22 protein-coding genes and 1 tRNA gene are annotated in these 24838 nt (G+C 41.7%); 9 read left to right on the plus strand and 14 right to left on the minus strand.

All coding sequences use genetic code 11. The features are described 5' to 3' along the window. Positions 1 to 65 precede the first annotated feature (65 nt). From PCRYO_RS12540 to PCRYO_RS12550, 3 genes are all read right to left on the minus strand, one after another. On the minus strand, positions 66 to 989 hold the full coding sequence (locus PCRYO_RS12540; protein ID WP_105575668.1) for an IS3 family transposase: 924 nt from the start codon (positions 987 to 989) through the stop codon (positions 66 to 68). Further along, positions 893 to 1411, minus strand: a complete 519-nt coding sequence (locus PCRYO_RS12545; RefSeq protein ID WP_011513068.1) for a helix-turn-helix domain-containing protein — start codon at positions 1409 to 1411, stop codon at positions 893 to 895. The genes PCRYO_RS12540 and PCRYO_RS12545 overlap by 97 nt, the downstream gene beginning before the upstream one ends. A 246-nt stretch (positions 1412 to 1657) precedes the next feature. Beyond that, on the minus strand, positions 1658 to 3106 hold the full coding sequence (locus PCRYO_RS12550) for a protein kinase domain-containing protein (protein ID WP_011514737.1): 1449 nt from the start codon (positions 3104 to 3106) through the stop codon (positions 1658 to 1660). 188 nt (positions 3107 to 3294) lie between these two features. Here PCRYO_RS12550 and PCRYO_RS12555 point away from each other — a divergent pair, with 188 nt between their 5' ends. Next, complete coding sequence (locus PCRYO_RS12555) at positions 3295 to 4629, plus strand: valine--pyruvate transaminase (protein ID WP_011514738.1); 1335 nt, start codon at positions 3295 to 3297, stop codon at positions 4627 to 4629. A gap of 38 nt (positions 4630 to 4667) precedes the next feature. Here the strand turns inward: PCRYO_RS12555 and PCRYO_RS12560 are convergent, their stop codons facing one another. From PCRYO_RS12560 to PCRYO_RS13215, 4 genes are all read right to left on the minus strand, one after another. Further along, a complete protein-coding gene (locus PCRYO_RS12560) occupies positions 4668 to 5060 on the minus strand; it encodes a hypothetical protein (RefSeq protein ID WP_011514739.1) in 393 nt (130 codons plus the stop codon). Between the two features lie 174 nt (positions 5061 to 5234). Then, positions 5235 to 5879 (minus strand): imidazole glycerol phosphate synthase subunit HisH, encoded by a 645-nt coding sequence (gene hisH / locus PCRYO_RS12565; protein WP_011514740.1) that lies wholly within the window; start codon positions 5877 to 5879, stop codon positions 5235 to 5237. Beyond that, the gene (gene hisB, locus PCRYO_RS12570; RefSeq protein ID WP_011514741.1) at positions 5880 to 6554 is read right to left on the minus strand and encodes an imidazoleglycerol-phosphate dehydratase HisB; all 675 of its coding nucleotides are present in this window, start codon (positions 6552 to 6554) and stop codon (positions 5880 to 5882) included. A 197-nt stretch (positions 6555 to 6751) separates the two neighbouring features. Then, positions 6752 to 6892, minus strand: coding sequence for a hypothetical protein (locus PCRYO_RS13215; RefSeq protein WP_020444528.1), 141 nt, complete (start codon positions 6890 to 6892; stop codon positions 6752 to 6754). Between PCRYO_RS13215 and PCRYO_RS12575 the strand changes: the two genes are divergently transcribed. From PCRYO_RS12575 to PCRYO_RS12590, 4 genes are all read left to right on the plus strand, one after another. After that, positions 6891 to 7313: a hypothetical protein gene (locus PCRYO_RS12575; RefSeq protein WP_011514742.1), complete on the plus strand. Its 423-nt coding sequence runs from the start codon at positions 6891 to 6893 to the stop codon at positions 7311 to 7313. The two genes, PCRYO_RS13215 and PCRYO_RS12575, sit on opposite strands and share 2 nt — an antisense overlap. A 122-nt stretch (positions 7314 to 7435) precedes the next feature. Next, positions 7436 to 7511, plus strand: a tRNA-Phe gene (locus PCRYO_RS12580). A 178-nt stretch (positions 7512 to 7689) separates the two neighbouring features. Continuing rightward, entirely contained in the window at positions 7690 to 8190 is a 501-nt protein-coding gene (locus tag PCRYO_RS12585) for a DUF4385 domain-containing protein (protein WP_011514743.1), read from the plus strand. 96 nt (positions 8191 to 8286) lie between these two features. After that, positions 8287 to 8964 carry a phosphoglycolate phosphatase gene (locus PCRYO_RS12590; RefSeq protein WP_011514744.1) on the plus strand — a complete coding sequence of 226 codons (678 nt, stop codon included), beginning with the start codon at positions 8287 to 8289 and terminating at the stop codon, positions 8962 to 8964. Between the two features lie 170 nt (positions 8965 to 9134). On the opposite strand, the gene PCRYO_RS12595 is transcribed toward PCRYO_RS12590, so the two are convergent. Then, positions 9135 to 10685: a YifB family Mg chelatase-like AAA ATPase gene (locus tag PCRYO_RS12595; RefSeq protein WP_011514745.1), complete on the minus strand. Its 1551-nt coding sequence runs from the start codon at positions 10683 to 10685 to the stop codon at positions 9135 to 9137. A 346-nt stretch (positions 10686 to 11031) separates the two neighbouring features. Here PCRYO_RS12595 and PCRYO_RS12600 point away from each other — a divergent pair, with 346 nt between their 5' ends. After that, positions 11032 to 13491, plus strand: a complete 2460-nt coding sequence (locus PCRYO_RS12600) for a penicillin acylase family protein (protein WP_011514746.1) — start codon at positions 11032 to 11034, stop codon at positions 13489 to 13491. Between the two features lie 354 nt (positions 13492 to 13845). After that, positions 13846 to 15309: an oxygen-independent coproporphyrinogen III oxidase gene (gene hemN / locus PCRYO_RS12605; protein WP_406626825.1), complete on the plus strand. Its 1464-nt coding sequence runs from the start codon at positions 13846 to 13848 to the stop codon at positions 15307 to 15309. A 97-nt stretch (positions 15310 to 15406) separates the two neighbouring features. Here the strand turns inward: hemN and PCRYO_RS12610 are convergent, their stop codons facing one another. The 4 genes from PCRYO_RS12610 to PCRYO_RS12625 all read right to left on the minus strand — a co-directional run bounded on the left by PCRYO_RS12610 (position 15407) and on the right by PCRYO_RS12625 (position 19120). Further along, on the minus strand, positions 15407 to 16792 hold the full coding sequence (locus PCRYO_RS12610) for an esterase-like activity of phytase family protein (RefSeq protein ID WP_011514748.1): 1386 nt from the start codon (positions 16790 to 16792) through the stop codon (positions 15407 to 15409). Positions 16793 to 16947: 155 nt separating this feature from the next. Continuing rightward, positions 16948 to 17808 carry an SPFH domain-containing protein gene (locus tag PCRYO_RS12615; RefSeq protein WP_011514749.1) on the minus strand — a complete coding sequence of 287 codons (861 nt, stop codon included), beginning with the start codon at positions 17806 to 17808 and terminating at the stop codon, positions 16948 to 16950. Positions 17809 to 17823: 15 nt separating this feature from the next. Continuing rightward, entirely contained in the window at positions 17824 to 18321 is a 498-nt protein-coding gene (locus PCRYO_RS12620) for an NfeD family protein (RefSeq protein ID WP_011514750.1), read from the minus strand. 259 nt (positions 18322 to 18580) lie between these two features. Continuing rightward, the gene (locus tag PCRYO_RS12625) at positions 18581 to 19120 is read right to left on the minus strand and encodes a porin family protein (RefSeq protein WP_011514751.1); all 540 of its coding nucleotides are present in this window, start codon (positions 19118 to 19120) and stop codon (positions 18581 to 18583) included. A 320-nt stretch (positions 19121 to 19440) separates the two neighbouring features. Here PCRYO_RS12625 and PCRYO_RS12630 point away from each other — a divergent pair, with 320 nt between their 5' ends. Continuing rightward, a complete protein-coding gene (locus tag PCRYO_RS12630) occupies positions 19441 to 20673 on the plus strand; it encodes an 8-amino-7-oxononanoate synthase (protein WP_011514752.1) in 1233 nt (410 codons plus the stop codon). A 66-nt stretch (positions 20674 to 20739) separates the two neighbouring features. Further along, positions 20740 to 21579, plus strand: a complete 840-nt coding sequence (locus tag PCRYO_RS12635) for a methyltransferase domain-containing protein (RefSeq protein WP_011514753.1) — start codon at positions 20740 to 20742, stop codon at positions 21577 to 21579. A gap of 85 nt (positions 21580 to 21664) precedes the next feature. On the opposite strand, the gene dnaK is transcribed toward PCRYO_RS12635, so the two are convergent. Next, entirely contained in the window at positions 21665 to 23608 is a 1944-nt protein-coding gene (gene dnaK / locus PCRYO_RS12640; protein WP_011514754.1) for a molecular chaperone DnaK, read from the minus strand. Between the two features lie 294 nt (positions 23609 to 23902). Beyond that, the gene (gene grpE / locus PCRYO_RS12645; RefSeq protein ID WP_011514755.1) at positions 23903 to 24517 is read right to left on the minus strand and encodes a nucleotide exchange factor GrpE; all 615 of its coding nucleotides are present in this window, start codon (positions 24515 to 24517) and stop codon (positions 23903 to 23905) included. Positions 24518 to 24838 lie beyond the last annotated feature (321 nt).

Raw genomic sequence — 24838 nt, forward strand, 5'->3', positions numbered from 1 at the left:
CAGTTTTCGCTTCATATAAAAAACCCTCTTAATTGAACTGACCCCCAAATGTTGGACGGTTTAGTTTATATCAAGGACTGAGTTCTGTACTTAACAGGACTCAGTCCTTTTAGTTTGAGTTGAATTCTTTCATGATTATAGTAGTGAATATACTCATGAATCTGTTTCTCTAAACCTTCAATCGAATTAGGCTTTTCAATATAAATCGTCTCACACTTTAGGGTACCAAAGAACCCCTCCATGAGCGCATTATCCAAACAGTTGCCTTTTCTGCTCATACTTTGCTTAATACCATGCTGTTTCAGCACCTGTCCAAACAGTCTCATTTGATAATGCCATCCTTGATCAGAGTGCAGCATTAACTTGTTATCACGGCACGCTTTCGTCTTTGCCAAAGCATCCTCTAGCATCTTGCCAACTAAGTCATAAGTGGGTCTCTTTGAGAGTGTATAACTGACAATCTCATTGTTATAACAATCAAGTATGGGTGACAAATACAGCTTATCATCACCCACCTTAAACTCAGTAATATCGGTCAGCCAGCGCTTATTTGGTTTATCTGCATGAAACTGGCGTTTTAAATAGTTCTTCGCAATCTTACCTTGTTGTCCTTTATAGGAGCGATACTTCTGACGTCTTATCTTTGCGCTAAGCTTCATGTCATGCATAAGCTTAGCGATGAGCTTATGGTTATGATGACAATCTAGCTGCTTTAATGCAGCCGTGACTCTACGATAACCATACCTGCCTTTATGCTGATGGTAAAGCTCAGTAATACGCTGTTTTAAGTCTCCATATTTGTCTTTAACGTCAAACTGACACCTATGGTAGTAAAAGACACTTTTAGCCATCTTAGCGATGTTTAGCAAAGCAGATAAAGGGTGCTCTTGTCTTAGTGCTTCGATGAGCCTTGCTTTTTGCCTGCTTGTTCCTCCGCTTTGAGCAAGGCATCGAGCTTTTTTAGGTACGCAACCTCTGCACGTAGGTATTCATTCTCACGCTTAAGCTCTGCTAAGGTTTTCTCATCATCTGGTTTGCTTGTGATAAATGGCTTGGTCATGGCGGCTCTACCTTTAGGCTTGGTTATTAGTCCAGACATGCCTTGTTGTCGATATGCTTTGTGCCAGTGGCTAATTAAAGCAGGTGAGCTGATATTAAATGTTAAAGCGACCTCGGATTGACTTAATCCTTGCGTCAGCATGGTCGTAATCACTTTGTATTTAAACCCACTGCTGTATTTAGCCTTACTTGTCTTTGGCTTGATCGCGTCTATACCACCGCTTTGATATTGCTTAACCCATTTTTGTACAAGTTTCGAATCTACTTTAAACTTCTCACTTGTGGCAAGTCCGGTATGTCCTTGCAGATAGTATGCGATGACTTGCATCTTAAAGTCTAGATCGTAACGCATAAAAATACCCCCATAAGTTGTGTCCAACTTATGGGGGTCGGTTCATAATAGAGGGTTTTTTAATCCGTTAATCTTTGCTAGTCTAGGCAGCGGCTATACTTCTTGCTCAAGTAGTCACACAGAAACTTAGCGACTGCAACTTGCCTAACTCGTCAGGATAACCGCTGCTATCAGGGCTAAACTGTGACTCCAGCCAATAACCATTACAAAACTTAAAAGATTTTTTAAACAATAAAGTATCTTGGTCTATGTAATAGCAAGATGCTCTGCATGACTTATAGCACCCTTAGTTATGTAATCTCTAAACTCATCTTCTGACATCTTATTATGTCTTCCATCATAAGTACCTGATACGCGATTATAAATTGAACGTGTACTGAATATTACAAATGAACCGCTAACATACCTACATATACGGTTTGCAGATTCTGGTAAATATTCACCATTGTACTCATTCTCGTCCCAATGAATTCTATCAACATACAGTGTTGGTTCAACTTCAACGACCTCTTCATATGAGTAATTGAAATACAAATTTTCATATACATCTGTATGTGGAGATATTTCAACCTCTAATCTAAAATAATTCCACTGGGAGTCCATACCGAAAGATTCATAAGTAAGCTTTTTGGGTTTTAAAATGTAGTAGGACTTTGGACTTGTTTGTATAGCTATAAACCCTTCTTCGTTAGCCATACTTGCACCAATGAATGTATTACCTCCCCCATCAGGCAAGAACATATGATTTAAATTTTCAACCTGCGCAATTTGATTTAATATAATTAAAATATCATTTTTATCGACCCAAGTTACCGATTTCGGTGCTCCAGCAGGAAATATACTACGTTGTAAATCAAACCATTCTGTCAAATTCCTCGAATGGAAGTCATTATTAATTTCTGTCCACTCTTTTAACCTTCTAACAACCTCTATCATTTTTGGTCGCTGGTTTGGTGAATCTTCTGTACATTCTGTTAATAGAACATCGAATGATTTAGAGTATAGTCCTCCATAGTAATTGCTCAGACCTACAGTTGATAGAACATTATACTGTCCATCAAAACATTTATTATTACCAGTGATTGTAATCCAAAGAGTTTTGGCAAACGAATATACATCTGCAAACTCACCGCTAGCTACACTTGCATTGCGTCTCATTTCTGGTGCCATAGTAAACTTAGGACCAACATCTGTTTTTTCTTCAGTAATATCTTTATTATTAGGGAATTTAACAAGCCCAAAGTCTGCCAAATACAACCTATCGTCTACAAACAAAATGTTTGCAGGTTTGATATCGCGATGATAATACCCTTTGTCATGTAGATTTTTTATGGTTTCACCCAAATTAGTTAGTTCTTTAATAGCTTCTAAGATGCTTTTACCTTCTCTCCACTTACTAAATTTAGTCCCTACTGGCATTATAAAATAAGGTAGGTTTTTCTTAAAGTCTGTATTTAGGTCATACTCTGTTATCTTCATAACACCATCAATATTTTGACTATCTAGCAAAGAACTTACTTCTCTTTTGAATCTTAAATACGGATTTTCTCTTAAGTACTGTAGCAATTTAATAGCACCCACTTTATTACCTTTTTTTGCAATCCACACTTCTGCACTTCCGCCAGCTCCTAGCTTTTCTTGTAAAACCCATCCTTTAACCATAGTATCTTTTTTATATTTCTTTTTAGCAGACATTCAGCGCACTCCACTCTCTATAAAATTTAAATAAATAACATTTTTTAAAATTATAAAGTAATCTTAATAAATCATGTTGGAGATTTCTTAGACTTAGCTCTCCTCACCCCAGTCATTTGCTATACTAGCCTAACTTTTATCAATCAAATTCCTTCTTACAAAATCCTCCAAAACAGTATGGTAGTCTTATGAAATTCTCAAAGTTCGGTCAAAAATTTACCCAGCCCACTGGCATCTCACAATTAATGGACGATCTAGGCGACGCGCTAAAAAGCGATCAGCCTGTAAATATGCTGGGCGGTGGTAACCCTGCCAAAATTGATGCCGTCAATGAGTTATTTTTGGAAACGTATAAAGCGCTTGGTAATGACAATGATGCGGGTGAGGCCAATAGTAGCGCTATCATCAGCATGGCGAATTACTCTAATCCACAAGGTGATTCGGCCTTTATCGATGCCTTGGTTGGCTTCTTTAACCGTCATTATGATTGGAATCTGACCTCAGAAAATATCGCGCTGACCAATGGCTCACAGAATGCATTTTTCTATCTATTCAACCTATTCGGTGGCGCTTTCATTGATGAACAGAGCCAGTCTTTAGACAAATCCATTCTACTGCCATTGACCCCTGAGTATATCGGCTATAGCGACGTGCATGTCGAAGGTCAGCATTTCGCAGCGGTACTACCGCATATCGATGAAGTGACGCATGATGGCGAGGAAGGTTTCTTTAAATATCGCGTCGACTTTGAAGCGTTAGAGAACTTGCCAGCATTAAAGGAAGGTCGCATCGGCGCGATTTGCTGCTCACGCCCGACCAATCCTACTGGCAACGTGCTGACCGATGACGAAATGGCGCATTTGGCCGAGATTGCCAAACAGTATGACATACCGCTGATTATCGATAACGCCTACGGTATGCCCTTCCCTAACATCATCTACTCTGACGCGCATCTGAATTGGGATAACAATACGATTCTATGCTTTAGCCTGTCTAAAATTGGCCTGCCCGGTATGCGTACGGGGATTATCGTGGCCGATGCGAAAGTGATCGAAGCCGTCAGCGCGATGAATGCGGTGGTGAATCTAGCACCGACAAGATTTGGTGCAGCGATTGCCACGCCATTGGTAGAAAACGATCGTATCAAGCAATTAGCTGATAATGAGATTAAGCCGTTTTATCAAAAGCAGGTCACCCTTGCCGTGAAGCTGTTAAAAGAAGCATTGGGCGATTATCCATTGATGATTCATAAGCCTGAAGGCGCGATTTTCCTATGGTTGTGGTTTAAAGACTTGCCGATTAGTACGCTTGAGCTGTACGAGCGCCTAAAAGAAAAAGGTACGCTTATTGTACCAAGCGAGTACTTCTTCCCCGGTGTCGATGTCAGCGATTATCAGCACGCACACGAGTGTATTCGTATGAGTATCGCTGCTGATGAGCAAACACTGACTGATGGTATTAGAGCAATTGGTGAAGTAGTACGTGAGTTGTATGATGAAGCTAAAAATAACAAAGCATCATAACTTCAATGATAAAAATAGTTCAATAGTAAAAAACGGACTTATGAATAGTCCGTTTTTTTCTGCCTTTTAATCATAGGTTTGACTGTACTGATTGACTGAAAAATCTTCGTCCACATGGTAAGTCCATAAAGCACATACGACAGCATACAAGTATTGATAATATCGTGGATACTTGCCATCAGCTCTGCGCTTTCTATCCCTGCGAGACCTAGCTCGGTAATGGTCTGACGGTTATCCAAATACTCGCCTAATAAAGCAATACAGGTCACCATAATTAAAGCGATAAACGCTCTGATACTGTATTTTTTGAAAATTGGACGCAGCAAAATAACGCTCAATAGATAAACACTGATGCCCACATAAATATGTAGGGCATCTTTTTCTAATCCTGTGGCACTCACGACGCCGTTTTTAAAGAGATAAAAGTCCACTATTTATTCCACATATAAGAGAGTAGGAAGTCATTAAGCTTAAAATAAGAATAAAAAAGAGTTTGCGACCATGCAAACTCTTTTGCGCGAGAGCAAAGCAGTACTGTGCTCCTTCCTCGCTCAGATTGTGCCTTTGCCAACCTGACTGCGCAACCAAATATGTCATACTTATTCTTAAATATCCCAGTCTACAAAATTCTTTAATAGCTGCAAACCTGCGGTATGGCTTTTTTCTGGATGGAACTGGGTGGCAAATAAATTATCTTGCAAGATACTGGCACAAAACGGCTGACCATAATCACAAATAGCAGCCACTTGCGAGCTATCTGCTGGCTCACAGTAATAACTGTGCACAAAATAAAAATGCGCCTTGTCTTCGATACCACTCCACAATGGATGCTCAAAATCCATGCCACTAATAGTATTCCAGCCCATATGCGGTACTTTTATTTGTACCCCTTTTTCATCTTTCCATGCCGGATCAAAAGCGGGTACCGTGCCATCTAAGATGCTCAAACAAGGCGTGCCACCATTTTCAGCAGACTGCTCAAATAACGCCTGCATGCCAACACAGATAGCCATAACAGGCTTATTAAATATCGCCTGACGTATGACCTCGTCAATACCTGCCGCATGCATGCCAGCGATACAATCACGCATAGCACCGACGCCTGGGAAGAAAATCTTATCTGCTGCCGCCACGACTTTTGGGTCATTGGTGATAGAGACTTCTGCCCCGACCGCTGATAATGCTTTGCTGGCTGAGTGCAAGTTACCCATACCATAATCTAATAGTGCAATTTTTGTGGCACGACTCATCTAAAACGCCTCTTTGGTCGATGGCAAGGTATTTAGCGCACGTTCATCGTATTCACACGCCATACGTAGCGCACGAGCAAAGGCTTTAAAGGTAGATTCGATTTGATGATGACTGTTTTTGCCTTTTAGATTATCTAAATGCACGGTCATCCACGAATGATTCACAAAACCATAGAAGAATTCGCTAAATAAATCGACATCAAAAGTGCCGACATGCGAGCGCGTAAAGGGAATATCCATATGCAGACCTGGACGACCAGATAAATCAACAACCGCACGCGTCAATGCTTCGTCTAGTGGCGCGTAAAAATGCCCATAACGACGGATACCTTTTTTATCACCTAATGCTTTGTTAAATGCTTGACCAAGCGTAATGCCTGTATCTTCAACACTGTGGTGATCATCGATGAAAGTATCACCGGTACATTTGATGTCTAAGTCAAACAAACCGTGACGCTTGATTTGGTCAATCATATGATCCAAAAACGGGACGCCAGTGTCCACAGTACCTTGCCCTGTACCATCAAGATTGACCGTACAGGTCACTTGGGTCTCAGCAGTAATACGCTCAACAGTCGCGATACGTTCAGGGCGACCATGTAAATTTAGTTTTTGCGTAGGATCTTGCTCAGCTGTATTGGGTATATTGGCTGTCGTCGTTAAATTGGCGGTCATGGCTACTCTCTATAAATGAAAAGCGGTCAATAAAATAGGGCGAAAAATGCCCAATATATTCTTACTAGCGTCTAAAATAGATAATAAAACAATCAGGCTAAAAATAAGTTCAATGCTTATTCAAAAAGCCTGTTCAACAAGCCAAAATATGAGGCTTGATGCACACAGAACCTTGTCTATCTTCATCATAGCAAACCCTACCATTTACTGCCATGACCAAGCAGTAAACCACGCACAAAATTCTCGTATTCTGCTAAAATAATAGCTTCAGTTTTATCAATCGTCACCTTTGCTGATTCTATTATGCCTTGCTGTATTAAATTATAGGAATTGAACATGCCTTTAGAAGCCATTGCCATCAATAGTTTGGATGCGCCACTCATCAAAAAGCCTACTCGTGAAAACGAATTAGCCGAGCGCTTAGAGGCGCTCTATGACACCGATGATAGCCAGCCTGATGGTGCTGACGTATTGGCTATTATTGAGCAAGGTTTTAAACGTGGTCAAACGCTGTATGTCGGTATGTTTAATGACAAGCCTATCGCCGCAGTTGCTTGCTTTGATGATGGGCAGACCGATGCCAAACGCTTGCAGTATCTCACCGTACATCTGCAAAATCGCGGTCGTGCGATTGATGCTAAGTTTATCAAACTGGTTTATGATGCTGAAGTCAAAAAAGGCGTGCGTGCATTTGTTGCGGTTGATGCCGAGATTCATCGTATTATGACTGAATACGAGCTACTACGCGTCAAGGATTAATTTTAGCCTAAATAGGCTTATTTCGATGACTCGTTCATTATTTTTGCCCTTTTATTACATATAATGCAAAAACCTCTTGACAGTAAGCGCTATATTTAGTTTAATAGCGCCTCAACGAAGACGGCTCGATAGCTCAGTCGGTAGAGCAACGGATTGAAAATCCGTGTGTCGGCAGTTCGAACCTGCCTCGAGCCACCATTCGTTTAAGTATTCTAAAAAGCCTCAAACATCACTGTTTGAGGCTTTTTTTATGCCTGCAATCATGACTCACTTCTATTGATGCTCACTTTCACCGATCTATAACATATCTATGCTACATTTGAATCGTGTAGTCTCTTTATACTAAGGCATCTATGGATAGCCGATAGGTAAGATAATGAGAGAATTTGATTATGACTTGGATTATAAAAATTTAGATTTGCGCGCGCAGCCTGAGCTGTACCGTGTCGGTCGCGGTGAGCAAGGGGTGTTATTGGTAGAGCCTTATAAGTCTGAGATACTGCCGTACTGGCGCTTTGCCACCCCTGAGATTGCGCTTGAGAGTAGCGATACTATTTATCAGATGTTTTTAGATTATCTAGCAGCCCATGACTTTGTAGGCGCTGATATGGCACGCAAATTTATTCAAATGGGTTTTACCCGTGCCCGCCGCTATGCCAATCATAAAGGCGGTAAAAAGTATAAAGGGGCGGTCCCTGATGATAAAAAAGGTCAAAGCGGCGCGCATGGTCGCGAAGAGTTACCACGACAAATCGAAGACCCTATCAAAGCAGAGTCTGCACGTATTTTTAAGGAAAAATGGGATTTATGCCGTGAAAATAAAGATTATTTAGCGATGAAAGCTGAACACCGTGAGCGCTATAAAGATATTGAATAGGATAGCAAAATTAAGGCTTACTGGTTTCTTATGCTATGGTAATCAACATTAACCGAATATCAATAAAAAATACAGCACTTTTAACGGGTAGAAATAATGGATAAGCAACTTTTAATTTTTGATTTTGATGGTACCCTTATTGATAGCGTGCCAGATTTGGCGGATGCGACCAATGCGATGCTGACTACCCTTGGCAAAACGCCCTATCCTCTCAATAGCATTCGTAACTGGGTCGGTAATGGCTCAAGAATGCTTGTTGAGCGCGCCTTGGTTGGTAAGATAGAGGTTTTAGAGGGTGAATTAGCCAAAGAAGCCGTCGACCATGCTGAGCAAGTATTTTTCGATGCTTATAAAAATATCAGTGGCAGCAAAACTGTCGCTTACCCCGATGTTGATAGTGGGCTCAGAAAGCTACAAGCAGCAGGATATGAGCTGGCATTGGTCACCAATAAGCCGATTCGTTTTGTACCAAAAATACTGCAAGCCTTTGGCTGGCAAGACATCTTTAGCGAAGTGCTTGGCGGTGATAGCTTGTCTAGCAAAAAACCAGACCCCGCGCCGTTATTACATGTCTGTGAGACGTTGAATGTTACTCCAAAACAAGCGGTCATGATTGGTGATTCAAGAAATGATATCTTAGCGGGACAAAATGCCAATATGGACACGCTCGCATTGTCTTATGGTTATAACTATGGGCAAGATATTCGTGAGCTTAATCCTACGGCAGCCTTCGATGATTTTAGCGCTTTGGTGGACTATTTATTAAAGAGTTAGCCTGCAAATATAGTCAGTCTTAAATAAAAGAAGTACAAAAATTATAAGATGCTACTGGTATCAATTTTTCTTGCTTACTGTGCCTACGCAGACAGAGGCTGCGAATAATTAATCCCAGTAGCACTGTATTCTTTTAAAAGTGTATCTACTATAATTGGATCTTAAAACTATCATTTACTACGATAACTGAGCGCTTCAGATACATGGGCGCTCGTGATATCCGCGCTGTCCGCCAAATCAGCAATAGTTCGTGCAACGCGTAGTACCCTATGGTAGCCACGAGCAGATAAATTAAGGCGCTGCTGGGCGAGCTGTAATAGCTGCTGCTCGCCCGCCCCTAGCTGAATATATTTATCAATTTCACTAGGACTCAGCTCATTATTGACCTTGTTCTGTCGTATTAATTGGCGATTATGTGCTGCCGATACTCGAGTACGTACTTGCTCGGAGGTTTCTCCCGCTTGAGCGTTTTGCAAATCCGCAATCGGTAATGCTGGTACGGTAATATGTAAATCAATACGATCAAGTAGTGGTCCTGATAATTTATCTTGATAGCGTTTAATCTGCTCAGCTCTGCAACGACACCGCCCTGAGCCATCACCATCATAGCCACACGGGCACGGGTTCATCGCCGCCACCAGTTGAAAATTTGCTGGAAAGGTCATCTGTGAGTTGGCACGGCTAATAGTGATTTGTTTTGCCTCTAGTGGTTGGCGCAGTACCTCTAACACCGTACGATCAAATTCAGGCAACTCATCAAGGAATAGTACGCCCTTATTGGCAAGGGTAATCTCACCCGGTTTGGGACGTGAACCGCCACCGACCAATGCCACCGCTGATATGGTGTGATGAACTTGTCTAAAAGGTCGTGTGCCATAATCATAATCACTATCGGCAACCGAATACGTACTGGCAACCTCTAGCGCATCTTCTGCACTCAAATCTGGCAAAATAGTTGGCAGGCGTGACGCCATCAAGGTCTTACCTGAACCCGGTGGTCCTGTAAGTAACAATGAATGACCACCTGCTGCTGCAATCTCTAAGGCACGCCGTGCATGATGCTGTCCTTTTACGTCTGCCAAATCTACTTGATAGCCTATATGCTGCTGGATTTGATTTGGCTCTACTGCCGCTAAGCGCTCATCCGAAAGACTGCTATCGGTAAGTGACTGCAAGTGATTGCATACGGCTTTTAAATTTGTCGCTGCCAATACGGTGATGCCATCCACACGGCTAGCTTCTGCCCCATTGATGGTTGGGACAATGAGTTGCCGTGTTGACGACATCATTTTCTCATCACCTTTTAACAGTTGCGTCGCCAATACCTCAGCTTTCATTGCTCGTGCAACCGCCAAACTACCGCTTACTTGCCGCAGCTCACCATTGAGCGCCAACTCCCCAATAAACTCAAACCCTGACAATACCGTTGGATCCAACTGATCACTGGCTGCCAAAATACCGATAGCAATCGGTAAATCAAGGCGAGCACCATCCTTTGGTAAATCGGCGGGTGCTAAATTAATCGTCAAACGTCTATTAGGAAACTGAAATCCAGAATTGAGTATCGCTGAGCGCACTCTATCCTTGCTCTCACGTACCGCCGCTTCAGGCAAACCAACAATGGTCAATGCTGGCAGTCCTTGCGACAAATGCACTTCAATGATGACCTCAGGTGCGTGCAGCCCGACGACCGAGCGGGTATAGACTTGAGCAAACGACATAAGCCTTTCCTATAGAGAGATTGATCGATCATAGAGGATTATTAATAAGTGCGCAAATGTTGCGTATTTATTTGTTTGGTTTATTCACTAGCGTAGACGTTTGAAATTGTTATATGATTGAGAAATGCTTTTTGTTTATCATATTCATCAAATTTCTATAGGTTTTAAGTACATTTTGATGTTTTAACTGACATCACGATTAACCATTGAAAAGCCTGACGGTTAATAAACCTAAACAATAAAAAAGCATGAGCAATAAAAGGAATTTATTGATCGTTTAAAGCATGTTGAATGATTTTCTGCTACATCTTTAAATAACACCAATTAACCATGGATGGGTAAGCTTATGAGCATCAAAGTGCTTAATCGGCGTGTGTACACGCTTACGTTATTAACGGCGGCAGTCTCATTGGGATTGTCTGGTTGTTCGGATAGTGACAATCTTAGTAGCAATGGAAATACTAATGACACCTATGCAGTGGATATCCAGCGCACTGAGTTTGGTATCCCGCATATCACCGCTAAAGACTATAAGGGCTTGGGCTACGGTGTAGGTTATGCCTTTGCCGAAGATAATTTTTGTTCGCTAGCGCGTGAAGTTGTCGTTGCTAGAGGTGAAAGCTTGCTTTATTTAGGGGCTCAAGGCAACGAAGGAAGCGACGTTTTTTACACCTGGTATAACACCCCCGCCAGGCGTGCTGAATTTTTAGCAGCGCAAGACCCTGAAACTATCGATGCAGTCACAGGCTATGCTGCAGGCTTTAGCCGTTATCTACGTGATACAGGTGTGGCTAACATTGATCCTGCTTGTGCCAATGCCGAATGGGTACGTGAGATCACGCTAGATGATTTGTTGACGGTTTATGGCAAAGCCAACTTACGTGGTGGACTCTCTAACTTCGTCAGACAAATCGTAGACACAGCTCCCCCAGTGTCAGGTATCGTCATGGGTAGCTCTAGAATGAGTAGCCCTGAACCTATAGCAGAGTCGGTTGAAAAATTCGATATGACGACTATTAATGTATTAGATGGGGGTAGTAACGCTTATGCCTTTGGTAGTGAAGTAACAGGTACTGATAGTGGCGTGATGTATGGCAATCCGCATGAACCATGGGAAGGCGTACAGCGTTTTTATGAGTTTCATACCACAATACCAGGTGAGCTTGACGTGATGGGTTCAGCTCAGCAAGGGCAACCTTTTATCAATATCGGCTTTAATAAAGACGTGGCTTGGAGCCATACGGTATCGACTGCTAAGCGCTTTACGCTTTATCAGCTTAGTCTAGTCAAAGGTAATCCTTTTAAATACAACTATGTCAACAGCGCAGGCATGGTTGAACAACGTGACATTGAAACGGTTCCAGTCACTATTAAGATGCCAAACAATCAAACAATGACTCGAAACATATATGTTTCACAATATGGACCAATCTTAAACGCTAAACTACTTAATCCTAATTTACCAGCATGGGGTGATGCTAATAACGTCGTTTATACTATCCGTGACGCGGCTTCTGAAAATCCAAGAGCACTTAATCAGTGGCGTAGTATGAATATGGCCACTAGCGTTGAGGATCTCGTCGATAGAATGCAAAACATTCTAGGCCTAGGGTTTGTCAATACCATTGCTACTGATCGTAACGGTAAAGCGCTTTATGCTGATATTTCAACCGTACCTAATGTCACTAGAGAAAAGCTAGCAGCCTGTAGTGCTAACGCTGGAGCTGCTCTTCCTCTGCTGATTGCCTCAGACTTACCTGCACTTAATGGTAGTACTGCTGCCTGTGAATGGGGTAATGATGCTGACTCTCCGCAAGCGGGGATTTTTGGTGGTTCAAACTTACCATTCATAATACGTGATGATTATGCCCTTAATTCTAACGACAGTTATTGGCTCAGTAATGCAAAACAACCATTAACTGGATTCTCACCACTACTACAACGTAATTTAGTGTCTTTCGCTGGAGTATCAACTCCTGAAGCCACTCCATTGTCATTGCGGACTCGCATGGCGTTTACGCAAATCTTGGATCGATTAGATAATAAAGATGGTTTAGGTGGTACTACTTTTAACATAAAAAATATGGAAGAAGTTGTCTATGGCAATCGTAGTTATGCGGCTGAACTGGTTCTCAATGATGTAATAGCTAATTGTAAAGAATTTCCTATATTACCTCTGACTGGCGGTAGTACCATCGATGCCACTCAAGCATGTAATATCTTAGCTACTTGGGATCGTCGTAATAATCTTGATAGCAAAGGCGCTCATATCTTTAGAAAATTTTGGACCAACCTTCGTGTTAGTGGACTTAATAATGCAGGATTCAGAACTCCTTTTAACGAAGCCGATCCAGTGAATACACCACGTGATCTAATCATTAATGAGAACACGCGTAGAGCATTAGGTGACTCAATTGCTTACTTTAACAGTAAAAATATCGCGCTTGATGCCCCATTAGGCAGCTTGCAATTCGTTATTGATGCAGGCAAAAACGGTGAGAAAATTCCTATGCATGGTGGCTTTGGTCCTGAAGGCGTTTTCAACGTCGCAAGCTCAAGTCAAAACAGCGATGGCACTTATGGTCCAGTGACCAATGGTCCAACTTATATGCAATCAGTAACGTTTGATAGTAAAGGCCCTGTCGTTGAAGCACTGCTAGCCTTCTCGCAAGCTGGTGATACGACTCGTCCTTTCCATCGTGATCAGACCCGTCGTTATTCTGCTAAAGACTGGATTCGTCTGCCTTTTAGCGCTGGTGAAATATCTAAGCAAGCCATTGGCAATAAGATTCAATTAAGAGAATAAAATTAGCGTAATATTTGATAGTAATAGAAAAGACTTTAGGACAATCCTAGAGTCTTTTTTTCATCACCTAACTATACAACTTTATAGCTATGTGATTAGCGTCGCTGTATAACTAACCTCGCTGTCCATGACACTATAAGCTGTGATTTGTTATACTAGTCATTACTTATTTCAATCGTTTTTTATTAGCTTTCGTAAGAAATACAGCTATTAGCAAAGCCATAAATGTCTTATTCAAAATAGCGATCGATACAGTCAAACGAGGAATCTCGCATGTCAGAACAAGTTGATATCAATAGCACACCTGAACACGCCATCAATGCGAGCGATCAGCCCACTACAGTGCGTCCTGTTATGCAACCGGACAATCCCTATGCCAGTACTCGTGGCAGCATCACCAGCAAACAGCTGCCAGCATTCGATCAAGATATCATTAATAAGTATAATCGTTCGGGACCACGCTATACCTCTTACCCAACTGCTTTAGAGTTTTCATCGATACCAGAAGGGCTTGAGACAAAAATCCTGCAAGCGCGCGAAGCTCATGCGCCGCTATCACTTTACTTCCATATCCCGTTTTGTCGCCATCTTTGCTATTACTGTGCTTGCAATAAAATCATCACCAAAAAGAATAGCGATGCAGGCGATTATTTAGCCTATCTAATTGCTGAAATTAAACACAAACGTGGGTTATTAACGCCACCAGAAGACGGTAAAAAACCACTGGTTAAACAGCTACATTTCGGTGGTGGTACGCCAACGTTTTTACAAGACAATGAGTTGATACAACTGTGGGAGTTTTTGCAGACCCAGTTTGAGTTTTTACCAGAAGATCAAGGTGATTACTCTATCGAAATTGACCCGCGCGAGCTCAGTAGCGAGACCTTAAAAGTATTGCGTACTCTTGGTTTTAACCGCGTCAGCTTAGGCGTACAGGATTTAGACGAAACCGTACAAATTGCGGTCAATCGTGTGCATTCAGCAGAGCTTATTGAAAATGTATTAAATGAGGCGCGCGAATTAGGCTTTCATTCTATCAATGTCGATTTGATTTATGGCTTACCACATCAAACGCCTGAAACCTTTGATAAAACCATACGCCGTATTATCGAGATGTCGCCAGATCGCTTGTCGGTATTTAATTATGCTCATTTGCCTGAACGCTTTAAGGCGCAGCGTCAAATCAAAGAGGACGATTTACCTACTCCATCTGATAAGTTCACGATGCTCGGTAATACCATCAATACTTTAACTGAAGCCGGTTATCAATATATTGGCATTGACCATTTTGCCAAACCTGATGATGAGCTTGCCGTCGCCCAGCGTGAGGGCAAGTTGCATCGTAATTTTCAGGGCTATACCATCATGGGCGATTGTGATTTATTGGGCTTTGGCGTGTCTTCAATCAGTCAAATTGCCAATGCCAACAGCAGTTATATCCTACAAAACCATACTGATTTGCAAGTATATAAAGACAATATCGATGCGGCACGTAATAATCCTACCATCATGCCAGCGGTCAATGTGATTAAAACCTCTATCAAAGATCGCTTACGTGAATACGTGATTATGAATTTACTGTGTCACGATTATATGGACTTTAGAGACATCAATCAGAAATTTGGCATCGATGCTATTACCTATTTTATTCATGAGATTCAACAGCTTGGTGAAATGCAAGAAGACCGCTTGATTGATATGGATGCTGCTGGCATTCGCGTATTACCAAGAGGTCGCTTATTGGGTCGTAATGTAGCCATGGTATTCGATGAATATCTGGATAAAAAACATAAAGACCGCTTCTCAAAAGTTATTTAAATCCTTAGCCTCTAAAATATAAATAATAAAAAAGACCTCGATTGAGGTCTTTTTTTGGTTAGTGATAAATGTAATGTCTTATTATTAGAGACCGTTTTTATGCAGTAGGCATCACAAGATATAATCGATTGGCATCCTCTATGGTTTTTTCTTTATCTAGATATTTTTGTTCAATCGTGCTTTTTGCATCCACTATCTCTGTATCTGTCAGCGCAAAATCATCATCATTGAGTAAACCTAACGAGCCATCTTGGCGTAACCATAATCCTTCAAGCTTATCATGCGGATAATCTAGAGTAGCAAGCACATCGACGACCAAAGTTTTTTTAACAGGCTTGATAGCTAGCTTTTCGAGTAGTTGCCAGCTTGCTTCGTTTTCTGCTATCAATTGCTCGAGCGTTTGACCGTCAATAGTCAAACCGAAAGTATCATTTTGTTGGATGATATGTGGATTATCAGCACTGATAATGGTTTCAATATCTGTTGCCTGAGAGATATTTATTTTATAAATAAGTTTTTTTGCCGATTTATCTTGTAAAGGAAACTTGCGGCCATGCTCAATGAGATAAAATTCATGTTCATTGATAGCGACTATCCCTGATGCCACGTGCTCTGCAATATCAAGACGATATAAATATTGCTCTATTTTCCCTGAAACTAAGTTGATAATGACGATACGAACCAAACTAGAGCCACGACCCGATTTATCAGGATTGTCCATAGAGGACTCCATGATACCTACAAGCGTAGTCTGGTCTGGCGTTATAGTTAATGCTTCCATACCACGATTGGCACGGCGCTTGGTAAACTCTGCCGGTAATAACACCTGCTTACCATCAATAAACACATTATTGCGTTCGTCATGTGCAAAAGGATTGATACGGGCAATTTCCACCCCATCCGCGTCATAGTGGACAAGATGTGGACCATATTCATCGCTGATCCAAAAACTGCCATCTTTGAGCGCGGCAAGTCCTTCGGGATCTAAGCCATTGATATTACTTTTAATGGGGTTGGTCACTTCATCAAACGGTAAATCTGGATTCACCGTCATCGGCTGACCATTGATATCGTAAGGTACTTCATTGGTACCGCCAAAGGCTTTTGGATTCGGTAGTCCAGAGATAGGATTGCCATTGCTATCTTTAAGCACAATGTCTTTTATCTTGATGATTTTGCCATCAGCTTGTAACTCAAACAATCCAATAGACGGCGTATAATTGGGCACTAAAAACTGCTTACCTTTACCAGCAATACCATCAAAGTCGGCATTGGGACCTCGATCGGTAAGTACATAGAATTGATTAGCATTGCTTGGATGTGCCGCCGCATCTGAACCATAACCGCCACCGCGTATTTCTAAATTTTTCTCAGGATAGGCAGCATTAGTATGCGTTGCGTCAAGCACGCTATAAGGTAATGGACTGCCTTGCGGAAAATCCACAATTGAGATTATTTCTATATTTACCTTCTGTTCAGTCATTATCGTTTTCCTTATCTCAATATTCTTAGTATTCAAAAACGGTATTTCATAAAAAATGATAGATAAATTAAAGGCAAAAAAATAACCAGTGCTTAGCATACTCACTGGCTATTTTTATACGTTGTGCTTATAGCATGTGGTCAAAGCACAGCTGCTTAAACCTTAAGCTTATCACCGACCATGCCTTTTACGGTACTTAGAATGTCAGCAGGTAATACCACCATTTTTGAGTTGTCAGACTCAGCCAGCTGACGAATCGCTTTAATATACTGCTCGCCAAGTAAGTAGACAATCGGCATCTCTTCCGTACCCATCGCCGCAGTGATTAGACGGATAGACTCCTCTGAGCCTTTCGCCAGTACCACCTGCGCCTCAGCGTCACGGCGTGAGGCCTCTAAACGCCCATCTGCTTCTAAGATAGCCGCTTGCTTTTGACCATCAGCACGGGTCACTGTCGCTCGGCGTAGACGCTCTGCCGCTGCCTGTTCTTCCATTGATGCTTGCATGGTTTGCGAGGGGTTAATGTCTTGAATCTCTACTGTCTTTAACGTGATACCCCAATCTGCAATATCTTCTGAGATGGCATGCTTTAGCTTCATTTTTATTTCATCACGGCTAGATAAGGCACTATCAAGATCCATCTCACCGATGATTGAACGTAAAGACGTTTGTACCAGATTACGGATACCATACTCATAATCTTCGATGCCATAGACCGCTTTATCAGGGCGAATAATATTAATATAAGCCACAGCATTAGCGATAATCACTACGTTATCGCGGGTAATCACTTCTTGTGACGGAATATCAAGGACGATATCTTTGGTCGTTACTTTGTAAGAAACATCATCGACATAAGGGATAATAAGGTTTAGACCTGGTTCTAACGTTTGGCTATATTTCCCTAAGCGCTGTACCACCCATTTATACCCTTGTGGTACGATTCGCACACCTTTAAACACGGTAAAGACTACCAGTGCAACCAAAACCACCATAACAATGCTAAAGCTTTCCATAATTTATCCTTATTATTATACGCGCATATTTTGGTTCACAGCTGCCTTCGATGTCATGCTACTCACAATCAGCTCGTTACCAACGATATCTGTTACCACTACTCGATCACCGACTGCCACTTGCTCACCTCGAGTACGGCACATCCATTCAGTGGCACCCACAATAGGCACATTAAAACGCACCATGCCCGCCCTATCTGGCTGCGGCTGCGCAATAATCATACCTGTTTCACCAACGATCACACTGCCACCAAGTCCTGCTTTAGTACGATCAACCGATAAAGGTTTGATAAACTTAAACCATGCCAGCAAAAAGATGGCGGAGAGGAGTAACCAGATAATGATTTGTACGGATACCGAAACAGGCAGAAGCCATGCAAGCGCAGCCACTATGATAGCAGCGGCACCAAACCAAAGGCTAGCAAAGGTTGGCACAAACATCTCGACTATCAGCAGCGAAAAGCCTAATACTAGCCAATGCCAAGGTTCAATCATCCAAAGAGTCTCCATCATTGCTTTATTCCCTATCTTTGTTATCCTAGCTTTCAATGTAGCACATTTACTCCTCTAAGGACGTTTTAAAAGCGCTATAAAAACAATGTCTTAATCCAATTAACTTTCTTAGTATTAAAGCACATCCCTATTTGCCTTAAACTAAGACTATCTATATTGTGCTTAAAAAAAGCAAAAAAAAACGACCGCCGAAGCGATCGTTTTTTATTCTGGGCGTTCTTATTAATACTTTAATATAAAGAGATTAAGTATCAAAATATTAGAACTTTAGCTGTGCACCAACGGTCATTAGATCCGCGTCGCTACCTAGCTTGTCATATTCAGCTTCAACGCTGAAGTTAGGGTTTACTGAGTAGCCAAGACCTACACCACCAGCTAAGCTAGTATCTTTGTTTGAACCATTATAAAAACCTGCTGGAGAAGTACCAGTCGCTTCTATTTCAGTTCTTGCAACACCTAGCTTACCTTTAGCATATAGACCGGTATTTGGGAAAGCATAACGGTAGGTACCATAAGCGCCGTAAGTTTTTGCGTCGATGTCACCGCCCCTGTAATCTGCGTCATCTGAGCCTACAAATTCAGCTTCCATACCAAAGTTAGGATCGAAATTGTAGCCTGCATATACGCCATATGCGGTTGGATCATCAGCGCCATCAACGTCTAAATCAAATTGACCGACTTTAGCACCAACGTATGGTTGACCAGTGTAGCCGTTGCCATAAGAAACGGCAGCTTGTGCACCCATGCTTAGTAATGAACCGGCTGCTAATGCAATTAGAGTTTTCTGTAGAGTTTTCATGTGTATCTCCTTAAAATCACTGTGGACAAACAAGTTATTTATTTATGTGGAATTTTTAGTCATATCGCCTTGTTTGCTAACGATGTATACATAGTAACAAACCATGTCAGAGACTCTGTCAGTGTTTAATGGTAAGAAAGTTAAGTTTTGCAAGTGTTTATCAGTGTTCAAGTTACAAAGGCCGATATATGAAATCTTTTGTTACAACCACTCAGTTTGTGCAATAATCCCTACTTATTCTTGAGACGATTTACTCAGAACCTCATTTTAATAAGTAAAAACGATTAAATAAAAGCGATTAAATAAAAAAAGGGACCTCAATGACTGCTCTTATTATCAATCGTCTGCAAGAGTCGCTCAACGCGCTAAAAGCAGCGAATCAATACCGTCAGATACCTAACTTACAACACCATGAGCAATATGTGATTAGCGAAGGCAAGCGATTACTCAATATCGCTAGCAACGATTATCTTGGCTTGGGCAGTAATAAGCAACTCCAGAGCGATTTCCTTAATCAACTCAATCAATTTCCAGTCGATAGCATACCTAGGATGAGTGCCACCTCCTCTAGGCTCTTGACAGGTAACGATGAACATCTGCAAGCATTGGAGTCTGAACTACAAGAATGGTATCAAAACGCTGTAGACAAGAAAAACTTATCTTCATCAAAATCGGTACTGGTATTCAACAGCGGCTACCATGCCAATATAGGTATTTTGCCTGCACTGACGACATTGCCAATCAAAACGCTCATTTTGGCAGATAAACTGGTGCACGCTAGTATTATCGACGGCATACGCCTCAGCCAAAGTAAGCTGGTTAGCTATCGTCGTTACCGTCACAACGACTATGAGCATTTAGCCAAATTTATTGAGCAAGCAGATTCAAGTGTTAAGCGCATTATTATTGTCACCGAAAGCATCTTTAGTATGGATGGTGACCGCGCTGACTTGGCGCAATTGGTGCAATTAAAAGCAAAAGATGCTCGTATTGAGCTGTATATCGATGAAGCCCATGCTATCGGTATCTTAGGTGATTCAGGTTTAGGAGTGGCAGAAGAAACCCAAACACTGGCTGATATTGATTATCTGGTGGGGACTTTTGGTAAAGCGTTTGCGTCCATTGGCGCTTATATCATGTGTAATGATGTCGTCAAACACTGGCTAATTAATCAGATGCGCCCCCTCATTTTTAGCACCGCATTACCACCCATTAATCACGCATGGACACGTTTTATTTTAGCAAAAATGCCAAGCTTAACGGAGCAGCGCCTTCATTTGGCACGGTTATCCGTCACGCTTAGTGACGCTATTCCCGAACGATATCGCGTGTCGTTAATTCATCAAGATGCAGGCTATGCCTCCCCTATTGTGCCTTATATACTAGGCGATAATGCGCTCACTGTCGAAAAAGCAAAGCAGCTACAAGCAGCAGGATTTTATGCCTTACCTGTCAGACCGCCTACTGTTCCTGCCAATACTGCTCGTATTCGCTTAGTGATGAATGCAGCGCTTAGCCATGAGGACTGTCAGCGGCTGATAGCGCATTTATAATGCGATTATTTTTTAGTAACTACTTTCTTTTAGCGTTAAGCGAATTATTTGGATGCAACAAACAACATGAAACCTCCTGCTACACCTGACATTCTCAGCACAAGAAAACAAACCATCGCGCGTCATTTTGCCACTGCTAGCGATTATGACCAGCATGCCCATATTCAAGCGCAAATCTGTCAGCATCTCCTTGCCCTTATCGCTTGTACTAAGCAAGATAGCGTATTTGAAATCGGTGCAGGCACAGGTCAAATGACACGTTTGTTGTCAGAGAGCGTTCAAAGTCAGCACTGGTTCATCAATGAGCTGTGTTCTGAAAGGGCAGCGATATTGCAATCGATAATACCAACAGCCAACATAATAATTGGCGATGCTGAAACCATTGAATTATCCAAAGTCTCTAACTCAATAAACCCTAGTTTGATAGAGCACAGCCTAATAGTCAGTGCAAATGCGGTACAGTGGTTTGATAACCCATTGAGTTTTGTAAAACAATCTGCCCAGCGTTTGCGAGCAGGAGGGCAATTAGTCTTTAATACTTTTACGCCAGATAACTTTTTGCAAATTAAGCAACTAACGGGTCAAGGGCTGCATTATCCAACTATCAATGAGTGGCAATCAGCATTAGAAATCGCAGGTTTTGAGAATATCAAACTATTAACTCAGCGCTTTGATGTACCTTTTGCCAATCCCTACGCTGTTCTTAAACATATGAAGCTGACAGGGGTTTCGACTAATCGAACGCAAGATCAGTCAAGTAGTGGTCAGCCATTTACATGGACCAAGTCCCGTCTAAAACAATTTGAGCAAGATTATTGGCAACAGTTTTCTGAATTAAATAAAGACGGTCAACCTTATGTGAATTTGACTTATGATGTGCTGATGATAAGCGCTTTTAAAGTGTGACATGTGAATTGCAATCTTATTAATGAAATAAAAAAACGCACCCCGAAGGATGCGTTTTTTATTTAACTACTTATTAGCAGTATAATTATTTTTTATCGTCTTCTACTTCAGTGAACTCAGCATCGACCACATCGTCGTCTGCTTGGTTGCTCTCGCCAGCATTATCCGCACCTTGTTGGAACTGGTTTGGATCCATACCTTCGGCGCTAGCGCCTGCATCAGCATAAATCTTCTGGCTAACTGGTAAGAAGGCATTGTCTAATGCTTCAAGCTTGGCTTTGATCTCTTCATGGTCATCTTCTTTCGCCGCTGCTTCAAGCTCAGAGATAGCCGCTTCTACTGATGATTTTTCATCGTCAGATACTTTATCAGCCGCATCTTTTAGCGCTTTTTGTACTGCATGGATACGACCATCCGCTTCATTACGCACTTGCGCAAGATTGGCGAATTTCTCATCTTCAGCAGCATTAGCTTCAGCATCACGAATCATTTGTTCAACTTCTTCGTCCGATAAACCAGAATCCGCTTTGATCTGGATACTTTGAGCTTTACCAGTACCTTTATCCGTCGCTGAGATATTCATGATACCGTCAGCATTGATGTCAAAGCTTACTTCGATTTGTGGCAAACCACGTGGTGCTGGTGGAATATCAGTTAAGTCAAAACGACCAAGCTGTTTATTTTGGTTCGCAATTTTACGCTCGCCTTGATAAACCTGAATGCTAACCGCTGGCTGGTTGTCTTCAGCCGTTGAGAACACCTGTGATTTCTTAGTCGGAATCATGGTATTTTTCTCAATGATTGGCGTCAAGATGCCACCCATGGTTTCGATACCAAGCGTCAATGGTGTCACATCAAGTAGCAATACGTCGGTTTTTTCACCAGACAATACCGCACCTTGAATAGCTGCACCGGCTGCTACTGCTTCATCAGGGTTCACGTCTTTACGTGGCTCTTGACCGAAGAATTCTTGTACTTTTTGCTGTACCAATGGCATACGAGTCTGACCACCAACCAAGATGACATCATCAATATCGCCGATTTTTATACCTGCATCTTCAAGGGCAATCTTACAAGGACCCATAGTACGTTGTACCAATTCTTCAGTTAAGCTCTCAAGTTTTGAGCGACTGATAGTCACAACCAAATGCTTAGGACCACTGCTATCAGCAGTGATATACGGCAAGTTTACTTCAGTACTTTGGGCACTTGATAGCTCAATTTTCGCTTTTTCTGCCGCTTCTTTGAGACGCTGCATCGCAAGAGAGTCACCTTTTAGGTTGACGTCTTGGTCTTTTTTGAATTCAGCGACTAAGAAATCAATCAATGCTGAGTCAAAATCTTCACCACCAAGGAATGTATCACCATTGGTTGCTAGTACCTCAAACTGCTGCTCGCCATCAACGTCAGCGATTTCGATGATTGACACGTCAAAGGTACCACCACCCAAGTCATAAACGGCAACAGTGCTATCGCCTTGCTTTTTGTCCATGCCATACGCAAGAGCAGCAGCAGTTGGTTCGTTGATGATACGTTTTACATCAAGACCCGCAATTTTACCAGCGTCTTTGGTTGCTTGGCGCTGTGAATCATTAAAGTAAGCAGGTACAGTAACGACTGCTTCAGTAACCGCTTCACCAAGATAATCTTCGGCTGTTTTTTTCATTTTTTTCAAGATTTCCGCAGAAACCTGTGGTGGTGCTAGTTTTTTGCCGTTGATTTCAACCCATGCATCACCGTTATCGGCTTTGGCGATTTTGTAAGGCACCATACCAATGTCTTTTTGCACGACTTTGTCATCAAAACGACGACCAATCAAACGCTTGATAGCAAAAAGCGTGTTGTTTGGGTTGGTAACCGCTTGACGCTTGGCTGACTGACCAACAAGGATCTCGTCATCTTTATAAGCGACAATCGATGGGGTGGTACGAGTACCTTCAGCATTTTCGATGATTTTAACTTTATCACCTTCCATTACTGCGACACATGAGTTGGTTGTACCTAAATCAATACCAATGACTTTACCCATAATGAATTGCTCCTAATTTATTTTTAAATAAAATTTTATTTCATCAGACCGTCGATCACTAGATCGTAGTCGGTCACTTGTTGCTTTATATCGGTTTGCTTATGTATTTTTTCAAGTCGATAGCCATGCAAATAATGCCTTTTGTGTGATTTTTTGTGAAAACCCTCACTAATAATAAGGTTTAGCACAGTTAAAGACTGAATATCTTTTGCCTATATACTCTATAAGCATCTAGGACTACATTGGCGACGTTATATGCTTAGCATACTACCGCTTTAGCGCCTGTCCTACTTACTACTGACCGACACGTACCATCGCCGGACGTAATAAACGGCCATTTAAACTATAGCCTTTTTGCAAGACTGTACCAACAGTATCGGCTGGCGCATCAGCGTCGATACCGACCGCTTCATGAAAATCAGCGTTGAATTTTTCGCCTTGTGGCTCGACCACTTCGACGCCATTTTTGTTCAGCACATCTAGCAATGCTTTATGTGTCAGTCTCACGCCTTCAGTAACAGGATCGTCTGCATTGACGTTTTCAATCGCACGCTCCAAGTTATCCACCACTTCCAAAAGCTCTTTGGCAAATTTCTGTAGTGCAAAACGTTTGCTCTTATCTGCCTCTTGCTCCATACGCTTTTGCGCATTGTAAGTTTCGGCATTGGCACGCGCGGTACTTTCTTTAGCTTGTTTAACTTCACCTTCTAGCTCAGCGATACGGGCTTTAAAAGTATCAAGATCAATATCATTTTCGATGACACTTTCTTCACCAGCATTATTTTGTGGGTCAAATTCTTTTAAAGTCTCTTCTAAGATACTCTCATCGTGTACCACATTATCATGTGAAACATTGTCATGTGAAACATTTTGATCGATCGATTCGTGGTTGTTATTTTGCTCGCTCATGATAACTCCTTAATAGTGTCATAATTTAATAGCGTCATAATTTAATAGTGTCGTAATAATGATGCAATGTAGCACACAAAAAATTGGCGCAGCGCTCGCCACTTTGTGGTTATTACTAATGCATTTACTCATAATTCATAGGCTTATACTGCCTACTTAACCTTTATTACTGGTTCTTTGTATAACTATATGTAATCACCTTTCAATAGCTGCTTGATAAAGGTTGTGAAGGCAAATTTCAAGCCCAGCGCAAGGAATTTTTCTCACCAATAAAAACCACTATGCAAATAAAGAAAAAATAGCCGGATATCTATCAATTTC

Source organism: Psychrobacter cryohalolentis K5 (genome assembly GCF_000013905.1).
Lineage (GTDB): Bacteria > Pseudomonadota > Gammaproteobacteria > Pseudomonadales > Moraxellaceae > Psychrobacter > Psychrobacter cryohalolentis.